The organism is Pirellulales bacterium (assembly GCA_033762255.1).
Classification (GTDB): Bacteria; Planctomycetota; Planctomycetia; order Pirellulales; family JALHPA01; genus JANRLT01.
In genome coordinates this window covers 68,140-80,335 of sequence record JANRLT010000044.1, presented here as the reverse complement: position 1 = coordinate 80,335, position 12,196 = coordinate 68,140, and the positions used below count along the sequence as shown (strand labels likewise).

Annotated in this window: 8 protein-coding genes; 5 read left to right on the top strand and 3 right to left on the bottom strand. The window is 57.4% G+C overall.

The annotated features are described in order from the left end of the window. The first annotated feature begins 224 nt into the window (after positions 1 to 224). Positions 225 to 1,955, top strand: coding sequence for an RNA polymerase factor sigma-54 (rpoN, locus tag SFX18_12610; GenBank protein ID MDX1963989.1), 1,731 nt, complete (start codon positions 225 to 227; stop codon positions 1,953 to 1,955). A 239-nt stretch (positions 1,956 to 2,194) separates the two neighbouring features. Here rpoN and acs read toward each other — a convergent pair whose 3' ends face one another. The 3 genes from acs to SFX18_12595 all read right to left on the bottom strand — a co-directional run bounded on the left by acs (position 2,195) and on the right by SFX18_12595 (position 7,080). Then, positions 2,195 to 4,147 (bottom strand): acetate--CoA ligase, encoded by a 1,953-nt coding sequence (acs, locus tag SFX18_12605; GenBank protein ID MDX1963988.1) that lies wholly within the window; start codon positions 4,145 to 4,147, stop codon positions 2,195 to 2,197. A gap of 554 nt (positions 4,148 to 4,701) precedes the next feature. Continuing rightward, entirely contained in the window at positions 4,702 to 6,015 is a 1,314-nt protein-coding gene (gene ahcY / locus SFX18_12600; protein ID MDX1963987.1) for an adenosylhomocysteinase, read from the bottom strand. Positions 6,016 to 6,441: 426 nt separating this feature from the next. After that, a complete protein-coding gene (locus SFX18_12595) occupies positions 6,442 to 7,080 on the bottom strand; it encodes an HNH endonuclease (GenBank protein MDX1963986.1) in 639 nt (212 codons plus the stop codon). Positions 7,081 to 7,411: 331 nt separating this feature from the next. Here SFX18_12595 and queC point away from each other — a divergent pair, with 331 nt between their 5' ends. The 4 genes from queC to SFX18_12575 all read left to right on the top strand — a co-directional run bounded on the left by queC (position 7,412) and on the right by SFX18_12575 (position 11,969). Continuing rightward, the gene (gene queC / locus SFX18_12590) at positions 7,412 to 8,077 is read left to right on the top strand and encodes a 7-cyano-7-deazaguanine synthase QueC (GenBank protein ID MDX1963985.1); all 666 of its coding nucleotides are present in this window, start codon (positions 7,412 to 7,414) and stop codon (positions 8,075 to 8,077) included. Positions 8,078 to 8,299: 222 nt separating this feature from the next. Then, a complete protein-coding gene (gene fliW, locus SFX18_12585) occupies positions 8,300 to 8,740 on the top strand; it encodes a flagellar assembly protein FliW (GenBank protein ID MDX1963984.1) in 441 nt (146 codons plus the stop codon). A 224-nt stretch (positions 8,741 to 8,964) separates the two neighbouring features. Then, a complete protein-coding gene (gene csrA, locus SFX18_12580; GenBank protein ID MDX1963983.1) occupies positions 8,965 to 9,207 on the top strand; it encodes a carbon storage regulator CsrA in 243 nt (80 codons plus the stop codon). A 398-nt stretch (positions 9,208 to 9,605) separates the two neighbouring features. Beyond that, positions 9,606 to 11,969, top strand: coding sequence for a flagellin (locus SFX18_12575; protein MDX1963982.1), 2,364 nt, complete (start codon positions 9,606 to 9,608; stop codon positions 11,967 to 11,969). Positions 11,970 to 12,196 lie beyond the last annotated feature (227 nt).

The window sequence follows — 12,196 nt, the reverse complement described above, 5'->3', positions numbered from 1 at the left end:
TCGCGGGAACGGAAATTGCAAGGTAGACTTAGGGTTGTGGGGCGAGAGTACTAATTCCACGGGAATATCCGAACGCCGGAATATAAAAATTCATATTCGGCGGCCGGGTGATTACCGGGGAAAAGTGGACCAGGATCGGTCGGATTGGTCGGGATGTTAGGTGAATGAGCGGCGAAGTCCCGCAAGAGAACAATTTTTGAAGTTTAACACAGGCTGAAATCATAATGCGGCTCTCCTTCGGACAAGAAATGCGGCAGGTCCAGAAACAGATTCTGGCTCCGCGCATGATTCAGTCGATGGAAATATTGCAATTGCCGCTCTTGGCATTGCAAGAACGAATCGAACAGGAAATCCAGGAAAACGAAGCCCTGGAAATTGTCGAGGAGCGCGAAGACGCTCCCGAAGGGGCCGAAGCCAATATTGAGCCGGAGTCCACCCGCACCATCGAAGAGCGGGAATTGATCGTGGACGAACGCCACGACAATGCCGACGACTTTGAACGCTTGGTAAACCTGGATGAGGAATGGCCCGATACATTTGAGGAACGGACTCGTCCCTCTTCAGCCAGAATTGACCAAGAATCCGACCGGCAGCACGACACGATGGCCAATATGGTCAGCCGTCCCGAGACGCTGCATGACCATTTGCACGATCAGCTAAGCTTTTTTGACATGCGCGACGACGTGCGGGCGATGTGCGACCGGATTATATATAACCTCGATCCCAACGGCTATTTGCAAGGCCGACTCGAGGATCTGCTCGACCCGCCCGGGAGCATCGCGCTCGGCGGAGATAACACGGTAAATCCCCTAACCCAGTTGGCCGTGGCCAAGGAAGCCCTGGCCATCGTCCAAAAGCTGGACCCCGCCGGTGTCGGGGCGCGCGATCTGCGGGAATGCCTGCTGCTGCAAATGCAGCCCGAGATGCATTGCTATGAGGAAATGAAGACTCTGGTGACAAACCACCTGGAGGATCTGGAAAATAACCGCATGCCCGCCATCCAGCGCAAAACGGGCTACACGCTGGAACAAATTCAGGAAGCATTGGGGGAATTGCGTCGGCTCAAGCCCAAGCCGGGGGCCATTTACCAAAGCGTGCACGCCCCCAATGTCACACCGGATTTGTTTATCGATCAGCAAGAGGACGGCACGTATAAAATTCGCCTGGAAGACACCAGCCTGCCTAATTTATACATCAGTCCCTATTATCGCCAGTTGCTCATGAGCGGCCAGGCGGACGAAAAAACCCGCGAATATATTAAGCGTAAAATTAACTCCGCGCAATGGCTGATCGAAGCGATTGAACAGCGCCGCAGCACCCTCACCAAGGTCGCCCAGGCGATCATTGACCATCAGGTTGCCTTTTTGACCCGGGGGCCGGAGTCGCTGGAACCCCTGAAAATGCAGCAAATCGCCGACAAGGTGGGGGTGCATGTCACCACGGTCAGCCGCGCGGTCGATGACAAGTGGATCCAAACCCCGCGGGGGATTTTTCCGCTCAAGCGGTTTTTTGTGGGGGGGACGGTCAGCGCCGACGGGGAGGAAGTCGCCTGGGACACGGTGCGGCTAAAACTGCAGGAAGTGATCGACAACGAAAACAAAGCCAGTCCCTTATCCGATGATGAACTGGTGGAAGCCCTCGCCACGCATGGTATTACCGTGGCGCGGCGCACGATCACGAAATATCGCAAGGCCATGAACATTCCCAGTTCGCGCCAGCGGCGCGATTGGAGCCTGGAAGACACCACGAAAAGCCGCGCGTCCGCCAATCATGGCAATGGGCGGACAAATCATCCGGTCGAGAATAACGGCCATACGGATGGCGCTCATCTTGCCGCCGCTTCGCTGACGGGGGAGACCCACGCGCGGCATGGCCATGTAGTGGATTATACCGCTGAAGACACGGATTCCGACCAAGCGGATGAGTATGCTACCGCCGTGCTCCCCACGGACTAAAGTCCCCGCGCGGCCATGGCGAGATTTTATTCGGGCGGCCGGGCAGCGTTGGCCGGGATTATTCGCCTGACATTAATCGCTCAAAATCAAGCGACGGCATTCTGTATAAGCCACAGATTTGTGGGATGCTAATCAGCCGCTGGGTGTTAGCCCTCGTTTTTGGCGCTCGCTAGGATTACTAACAATTGGTAAAGGTTAATTTTTATTTAGATACACAAATTTGCTATTAGTAATTGACATCATTCCTCGTCCCCGCGCAGCTTGGCCAACACGCCATAATCCTCTAGCGTGCTGGTGTCCCCCACCGATTCCCGGCCTGCGGCAATATCCCGCAGCAGCCGCCGCATGATCTTTCCCGAACGGGTCTTTGGCAGGGCGTTGGTAAAGCGAATATCGTCCGGCACGGCCAGCGCGCCGATCTCCTTGCGCACGTGCTTTTTTAATTCCGCCCGCAAGGATTCATCTGGATTGCCGCTTTTTAGCACGACGAAGACCGCCACCGCGTCCCCCTTGATTTCATGCGGGCGGCCCACCGCCGCCGCTTCCGCCACGTTTGCGTGGCTGACCAGCGCGCTTTCAATCTCGATCGTGCTCAGCCGGTGCCCCGCCACGTTTAGCACATCGTCTATGCGTCCCATGATCCAGTAATAGCCATCCGCGTCCTGACGGCAGTTATCCCCGGCCAAATATTTATGCGGCACTTTGCTCCAATACTGCTCTTGATAGCGGGCGTTGTCTCCCCAAATGCCGCGCAGCATGCCGGGCCACGGTTTTTTGATGACCAACCACCCTCCCTGCCCCAGGGGAACGGGATTCCCCGCCGCGTCGACAATCTCGGGCAATATGCCGGGCAGGGGCTTGGTGCAACTGCCGGGCTTGGTGGCTATGGCCCCTGGCAGGGGACTCAGCATGATGCCGCCGGTCTCGGTCTGCCACCACGTGTCCACAATGGGGCAGCGCTCGCCGCCGATCTTTTTGTGGTACCACATCCAGGCTTCGGGATTGATCCCCTCCCCCACGCTCCCCAGCAGCCGCAACGAGCTGAGGTCGTATTTGTCCACCCAGGCGTCCCCCCATTTGATAAACGAGCGGATCGCGGTGGGGGCGGTGTAAAACGTGGTAACGCGATATTTTTCGATAATTTTCCAAAACCGCCCCTCATCGGGCCAGTTGGGCGCCCCTTCATACATGACGCACGTCGCTCCGGCGGAAAGCGGCCCATAGACCAGGTAACTATGGCCGGTGATCCAGCCCGCGTCGGCCGTGCACCAAAAGGTATCGCCGTCGCGATGGTCAAACACCCATTCAAATGTCTTTTTGGCATACAGGTTGTATCCCGCGGTGGTGTGCTGGATTCCCTTGGGCTTGCCGGTGGAACCGCTGGTATACAGGATAAACAGCGGATGTTCGCTATCCAGCGGAACAGCGGGGCAATGCGCGGGGGCGTCCTCAAGCAGGTCATGCCACCAAAAATCCCGCCCCGGTTCCATATGGACATGCACCCCCGACCGCCGGAGCACGATGCAGGTCTGGACAGAGGGGGATTTGGCCAGCGCGGCGTCCACGTTGGCCTTGAGCGGCAGTTGCTGCCCGCGCCGCCAGCCGTGGTCGGCGGTGATGATCAACTTGGCCTGGGCGTCGTTGTTGCGGTCGGCGATCGCCTCGCTGGAAAACCCGCCAAAGATGACCGAATGCACCGCGCCGATCCGCGCGCAGGCCAGCATGGCCACGGCTAGTTCCGGCACCAAGGGCATATAAATCGAGACCCGATCCCCCGCCGTGACACCCCGGTCTAGCAGCACGTTGGCAAATTTGCACACCAAGTGATGCAGTTGTTGATACGTCAGCGTCCGTTCTTCCCCCGGTTCCCCTTCCCAGATGATCGCGGCTTGGTTTTGGCGGGGTGTCCCCAAATGCGCGTCCAGGCAGTTATAGCTAGCGTTGGTTTTGCCGCCGACAAACCACTGGGCGAAAGGCTCTTTCCAAACGAGCGTTTGGGTAAAGGGGGTAAACCAGTGCAGTTCGCGGGCTTGCTCTGCCCAAAAGGCCTCGGTATCGGCGGCGGCGAGGTTGTAAAGTTTTTCGTATTCGGGCCATGAGCCGATACGCGCCTGGCGGGCAAACTCCGCAGGAGGGGGAAAAACGCGCGACTCGCGCAGGATGGTATCCAACTGGCCGGACGATTCTGACATGCGCGGATGCTCCCCCAAAAAGCGTAATTTCCCCTTTGATCCCCTGGCGAGATTTTAAGATTGTGTGAGCGGGTCTGTCAAATGCGGGGGAGACGGGAGATGGGAGACGGGAGTTGGGAACAGCCGCGCAGCGGCGCAGGATTGTAGCCGTGTGGCGCAAGCCCACGGTTGTGATAATCTAACAATTTCCAAAGCCGCGCAGCGGCGAAGGATAAAGTTGCGATGCGCCCAAACCCCAGCCAGAAATTTTGCTAACAATAGGCTCGTGCGGGGTGGCGCTTATGAGTTTAGAGTGGTCAGAAAAACTTGTACAACACTTTATGAAGCTAACGGTTGGTTAAAAGTGATACGCTTTTGGTTTTGCCAAATTGCAAACATAGCGAGGAAATATAGGTCGCTGACGGGGGCAAAACAAATTTTGCCCCCGCACAAGATTCCTATTACCAGCAATTTCAAATGCCAAACATAGGCTGGACGATATGCCAACACGCCCAAAATGGCGACGGAACGTCGCCACTACATACAGCACAGTTGGCTTGGGATCGGCTCAACCCCTAGTACCGGTAATGTTCCGGCTTGAATGGGCCGGTTGCGGGGATACCCAGGTAATCCGCCTGTTTGGCCGTCAGCGTGGTCAGCTTGGCCCCCAGGTGGTCCAGATGCAGGCGGGCCACTTCCTCGTCCAGGGCCTTTGGCAAGGTGTACACCTTTAGCTCGTACTTATCGGCGTTGTTCCACAGTTCGATTTGGGCCAGCACCTGATTGCAAAAGCTGTTGGACATGACAAAGGAAGGGTGTCCGTTGGCACAGCCCAGGTTGACCAATCGTCCCTCGGCCAGCAGGATCACCGATTTACCGTTGGGGAACGTGTATTTGTCGACTTGCGGCTTGATTTCGGTCTTTTTGGCGCCGGACTTGTTGACCAACCAATTCACATCAATTTCGATGTCAAAGTGGCCAATGTTGCAAATAACGGCGTCGTTCCGCATCGCCAGGATGTGTTCGCTGCGGATAATATCGCAGCAGCCGGTGGTCGTGACAAAGACGTGGGCCTCCGGGGCGGCGTCCTCCATCGTGACGACTTCGTACCCTTCCATCGCGGCTTGGAGGGCGTTGATGGGGTCGATTTCGGTAATGAGCACCCGGGCACCCAAGCCCCGCATCGAGTGGGCGCACCCCTTGCCGACGTCGCCATAACCGGCGACGACGATGGTTTTGCCCGCGACCATGTAATTGAGCGCTTGCTTGATGCCATCGGCCAGTGATTCGCGGCAACCGTACAGGTTGTCAAACTTGCTTTTGGTGACGGAGTCATTCACGTTAAACGCGGGTACCTTCAGCGTGCCGTTTTGCACTCGTTGTGCCAGGCGATGGACGCCGGTGGTGGTTTCTTCGCTCAGGCCGCGAATCTCGCCCAGCAGTTCGGGATATTTGTCGTGAACCATATTGGTCAGGTCGCCGCCATCGTCCAGGATCATGTTCAGCGGCTGGCCACCCTTGAAATACAGCGATTGTTCAATACACCAGTCGAATTCTTGCTCATTCATACCCTTCCAGGCGTACACGGGGACGCCGGCGGCGGCGATGGCGGCGGCGGCATGATCCTGCGTGCTAAAGATATTGCAGCTCGACCAGGTGACATCCGCCCCGAGGGCGGTGAGCGTTTCGATCAGCACGGCCGTTTGAATCGTCATGTGCAGGCAACCGGCGATCCGGGCACCCTTGAGCGGTTTGGTCGCGCCGTATTTTTTACGTAGGGCCATCAGGCCCGGCATTTCGTTTTCGGCCAGGGTGATTTCGCGACGGCCCCACTCGGCCAGAGAGATGTCCTTGACTTTGTACGGTAAACGCTGAGCGACAGTGGGCACGAGGAAAACTCCTAGGGTAAAAAAAGAGATGTGTTGTCTGGGGGTGGTTAAATTGCAGGCTGGGGTCCCTGGCTAACGCTGCGGGCTAACCTGGCTAACGCTGCGGGCTAAAACGCGGGCAATCATGTATAATCATAGGACCGAAATTCAGGCCCTAGTTTAACGAATTTGCCAGGAATCGTCACGGGGTCCTTGGCCCAAGAGGGTGGCAAGCCCCAAAAAGGCCGCATTTTGCGGCAAGAGGGGCTTGCGCTAGCGACGATTGTTGATTTTTTTGCGGGCGTTCATTGATAAAAACAAACCCCCTCAAAACGCCGTTTGGCATTTCGGGGGGGAAAGGTGATTGACGGCAAAGACCGCAGGCAATCCTAGACAATACAGGAAATCCTGGTTAATACAGCTAATCCTACACCGCAATGTCTGGGCTTATTTCAGGTCGACTTCCCAATAGGCATTGTCCAAAAAGGTTTTCCAGCTTTCATACTTGGGATTTCCCAGTTTCATGGCCAGCAGCGGGCTGCGCTTGGGCTTGACCGGGTGACGGATCAGCCGCATGCCTGCCTCTTGCGGGGTGCGACCCCCTTTACGAACATTGCAGGAAACGCATGCGCAAACGATGTTTTCCCAGCAGGTGTCCCCACCGCGGCTGCGGGGCATGACGTGGTCCAGGCTCAATTCGCTGGTGGGAAAGCTGTGCCCGCAGTACTGGCACAGGTTTCCATCCCGCGCAAACAGATTGCGGCGGTTAAAGCGAACGGTGCTTTTGGGGACCCGGTCGTAGCCCAACAGCCGGATCACGCGGGGAACCTGCAGTTCAAAGCTGATTCCCTGGATCCAGTCATCGTGCGGTTCCTTGAATTCCGCGCGGAGCGCGCTAATTTCGCGCCAGCTTTCAAAATTGTAGTTGCCGTATGTTCCCTCATCCTCAAGATGGATGACTTCGGCCAATTCGCGGCACAATAGCGCCAATGCCCGCCGCACATTGATAATGTGCACCGCCATATAAAAGCGATTGAGCACCAACACACTGGCGCTAAGGGAATTTATCTGACCTGCCGCAACCATGCCCTGCCTCCCAAAAAAAATACGGTGGAGGGAATACGCGACCGTGACGCTGACGCGTGGACACGGCGGTGGGCAGGGAATTCCCGCTCGCGAGGCGCCGTTAGACAAAGCGTCCGCTTCCGGTTCTAATCTTATTCTACCCAGGATCAATTCTGACAGCTAGTGAATCTGGCGGGGAATTTCAATGCCTCCCCCACGTCCTAGAATCAAAAATTGAACGCGTTTTCCGCTATAAAACCAGAGACACTCGGCATTGGCAAACTGTTCGGGGAATGTGAGAATTGTGCTAAAATTTCTGTCATACCCCCTTTGCCATTAGAGTTTTTGCCCTATGAAAACGGTGCTAATTTACTCGGGAGGTTTGGATTCCACGGTCTTGCTGCATGATTTATTGGACCAGGGGGACCAGGTTGTCGCGCTTTCCATCGACTATGGCCAACGGCATCGGCGGGAATTAATCCACGCGGAAAAAATTTCCAAAACGACTGGGGTCGAATGGCAAATCGCGGATTTATCTCCCTTGGTGCCGTTTTTGGCTGGATCAAGCCAAACCTCCCCCGAAATTGCCGTGCCGCATGGACACTATGCCGCCGAATCGATGAAGCTGACCGTCGTTCCCAATCGCAACATGATCATGTTGGCTGTGGCGGCGGGTTGGGCGATCAGTTTGCGGGCCGACCGCGTCTCCTACGGCGCGCACACCGGTGATCACACCATTTATCCCGATTGCCGACCAGAATTTGTGGACGCCATGCAATCCGCCCTGCGGTTGGCCGACTGGCATCCCTTGCTTCTCCACACCCCCTACCTCCAGCTTACCAAGGCCCAGATTGTCCGGCGTGGAGCTGCCCTGGGGGTGGACTTTAGTCAAACCTGGTCCTGTTATGAGGGGGGAGCACAGCATTGCGGCATGTGCGGCACCTGTACCGAACGGAAGGAAGCCTTTGCCTTGGCGGGTGTGGCCGACCCTACTGAATACACGGCTTCCAGCCAGTAAAGTTTTTCCATGGCCCCATAAACCCCCATTCATTGCGGATTATCCAAATTTTCTAGTTTGCCGCATTTTTTTCTTTTACCAAAGCTATCATTCTTTCCGATGAATGGGGTGTTCCCCCAACGGGAGCTAGATTTCTTTCGCCGGTGGGTGCTTGCAAGGAAGGCGAGCCTGCTTTGCAACGGGATTGTGCCTACCGGATTTAATGGTTACACGGAGGTTGCCATGTTGGTTATGACCACACGATTTGGCCGCGTGGAGATGCGGGCCGACGACGTCCTGCTGTTTCCCAACGGCTTGCTTGGAATGGAAGAGTGCCGCCACTGGGTGCTGCTGGCGGATGCCACAAATGAGGCCCTTGGTTGGCTGCAAAGCCTTACCCAGGCCGATTTGGCATTTGCCGTGGTGAGTCCCCGGCGTTTTGTCCCGGATTATCAATTGCGCGTTTCCCGCGGAGAACTATTGCCGCTGGCCCTGGACGATCTGTCGCAGGCCCAGGTGCTGGTAATCGTGGGAAAAAACGAGCGGGGGATGACGCTGAATTTGCGGGCGCCATTGGTGATTCATGAAGAGCGTCGGGTGGGTCGGCAGGTGATCGCCAATAATGATCTGTCGGTGCAGTATGAATTGGACCAGGAACCGGCGCGTCTGCGGATCTCCGCATAGCGTGGTTGAAGATTAGCTAGTAAGCGGGGCATACTCTGAATCTTGGCCAGTCCCCAGGTCAAGCAAGAGATGCAGAAGGGCCGACAGCCGCCACCGGGAAAGTGGCTGTCGGTGATTCAGCGGCACTATTCCCGATCGCCATCCCCAGTTTTTTCCAGACAGCCAACCCAGGAACAACCGGCCCGCCGCGTGGTTCCGATAGCGTAGTGATAAAGGAGTTCGCGATGCTTGTGTTGTCGAGACAGCGCGACGAAAGCATCATCATCGGTGATAACATCGTGGTGACGATTGTCGATATTCGTGGTGACAAGGTGCGGTTGGGGATCAACGCCCCCAGCGAGATCCCGGTCCACCGCCAGGAAGTGTACGAAGCGATTCAACGGGAAAATCAGCGGTCGAGCCGCCTGGATCCCAAGGACGCGCAGCAATTGGGTAAGCCGGCGGGACGCAACGGGTTAAGTGGATAAATCAAATCAAGCCGATGGTATCGGCTATATGGCACAGAGCAGGGTCCGAACAAAAGCATTAGCGCGGTTGTTCGGACCTTTTGCTTTTCCCGGGGTAAGAATTGGCCGATGAATAGCTGTAATGTGGGAAAAAAGCGGACCAGACCCACCAATTTACCTAAAGCCCCCAGTTCGCTTGGCCGATGAAGTTTCCAGAGACCGTAGTCTCGACTGCGCTGCCGTCGCGGGGTGGAAGCCCCTCCCGTGGTCAGGCGCATTTGATATCAGTTTAACAGGTGCGCAGCGATGCCCGGTGGATGGGCGCGTCACACCGTCAAACTTGGATCGCGGCGAAACTCCCCGCGCACGTAATTCCAGTTTGGGCATTGTTCCTTGTTTACCTTTGAGGGGTGTCTTGCATGTCCCGTATTAACACCAATGTCAGCTCACTTGTCGCTCAAAAAGCATTGGCGAGATCGAACAACGATTTGCAGACATCGTTGACTCGATTGAGCACTGGCTTACGAATCAACAAGGGTAAGGATGACCCCGCCGGTTTGATTGCCAGTGAAATTCTGCGGTCGGATATCGTGGCCACGCAACGGGCCATTACGAATAGCGAACGGGCAAATCAAATTATTGCCACCGCTGACAGCGCCTTAAGCCAGGTCAGCTCTCTGCTCAACGACATCCGTGGGCTGGTGTCGGAAGCGGCAAATAGCGGGGCACTTAGCGAAGAGCAAATCGCGGCCAATCAATTGCAAGTCGATTCTTCCCTGGAAGCCATCGACCGGATCGCGCAAACAACATCCTTCCAGGGTCGGCGGTTGCTGGACGGCAGCCTGGACTTTTTGACCAGCAGCGTCGGGACGACGGATCCGAAGGCCACAGGCACCATTGGCACGGCCGTTGACGCGGCTGCGACTGGTTCTTTTGGAGCCGCGGTCGACGCCAACGCCACCGTCACCCTCAGCGGCGGAGCCGGCCTGGGCGGATTATCCTTTACCGCGATTAGCGCCGGTTCGACCTTGAACGGGGCCAAGGTTGAATATGTCTTTGATTCGGGCGGAACCGCCAGCGCCACGTTCGCCAGCAACACCCTGACCGTGACGCTGACCGCCGGCACCACCGCGGCCAATGTCGCGACCCTGGTGAACGCCCTCACCGGCTCTACGGGAATTTCCGCCGCGGTCGTGACCGCGGGAACGATTTTCTCGGGCGGTGCGGCGGAAGGTGACAAATACAGCGCCACGCTGGCCGGCGGGGCGTTCAATAACAAGATTAGCCTCTCCGCCGTGAATGGCGGGGCCGCTTATAACGCCACCGTGACGATCTCGATCTCCGACGCCGCCGCACGGGCTAGCTTTGACACCGCGACCAACACCCTCAGTATCAGCGTCAGCGCCGCCGGCAACACCGCCGCCGTCGTCAGTGCGATTAACGCGGGCGGGGTCTTTCAGGCCAGTGCCCAAGCCGCCGCGGGATTGGGTGTTTACGCCGCGGGGTCGACGACTTCGGCCACGACGGGGGGAACGAACAGCAACCGGATTCTGCTGTCCGCCTCCACGGGCGGTCCGACCTATTCCAATACCAATGTCGTAATCGCGACCTCGGACGCGGCCGCCCGCGCCAGCTATGACACCGCCAGCAACACGCTGACGATCTCGCGTAGCGCCGCGGCCACCAGCAGCCAGGTCGCCACCGCTATCAACGCCAACGGCGTGTTCAGCGCCACGGCTTTGGGGAATGGCCAGGGTGTGTTGACCGCCGGCACCATCAGCGCCGCCACCACCGGCGGTGCCACGGGAAATGCCAACCTAAGCGACCTCAAGATCGACCAGGCTAACTTTGGGACCGCCTCTTCCATTACCGTCGACGTGCGGGTGGACCGCCAGGCGACCCAAAGTACGTTGTATTACTCCGGCGGCACGCTGAGTAGCGACCTGATTTTGCAAGTCGGCGGCAAGGGGGGCTTTGAGACGTTCAATTTTGGCACGGGAAGCACCGTGACTCAGATCCGCGACGCGATCAACCTGGTTTCGGATGCCACCGGGGTTTCCGCGAATGTGACTTCCGGAACGGTTTCCGGCTCGGTGCTGCGGTTGACCAGCGTGGAGTTCGGCAGCGATGCCTTTGTCCAGGCCAAGGCCCTCACCGGTTCGTTTAACACCGTCAACCTGAGCGGCACGGCCACCGACCGGACCATTGGCACCGACGTCTCTACCCGTATCAATGGCGTGCAGGCGATCGGGAATGGCCTCAAGACCACGCTCAACACCAGCACGCTGGACTTGAGCTTTACCGTCAACCAAAACCTGGCCGACGGCGATTCCTTCAGCTTTTCCATCACCGGCGGCGGGGCCAACTTCCAAATCGGTCCCGACGTGGTCAGCAACCAGCAAGCCCGCTTGGGGATCCAGGGGGTTAGCACCTCCACCCTGGGTGGCGTGAGCGGCAAGCTATACGAACTTCGTTCCGGTGGCGCCAAGGACCTGGACAGCGACACCAAGGGTGCCGCCAAGGTCGTGGATGAAGTGATCTCCGCCGTCTCCGGACTTCGCGGGCGGCTGGGTGCGTTCCAAAAGACGACTTTGGAAACGAACATCACCACGCTCAATGACGCCCTGGAAAACCTGACAGAGGCCGAAAGCTCTATTCGCGACGCCGACTTTGCCGCGGAAAGCGCCCGCCTCACTCGGGCCCAGATTCTGGTCCAGTCCGGCACGTCAGTGTTGCAGATCACCAACCAAAATCCGCAAAATATCCTGTCCCTGCTGCGATAAGCCGGGCCACGGTAACAGACATTTTGCGACTGTCGGGATAGCGACAAACCCACGGCCTGCTGGCCGTGGGTTTTTTCGTTTTTTTTGGGGGGCGGCCAGAGCCGCGACCCCGGGGATCAAGGCATCGCTCCGCCCATGCGGGAGGCATAAAGGGGAATTGCTAGCAAGAAGAACATTTTATCCGACCGTTCTGGCTTGCGCATGTTATGCATAATCCGCATATTAAG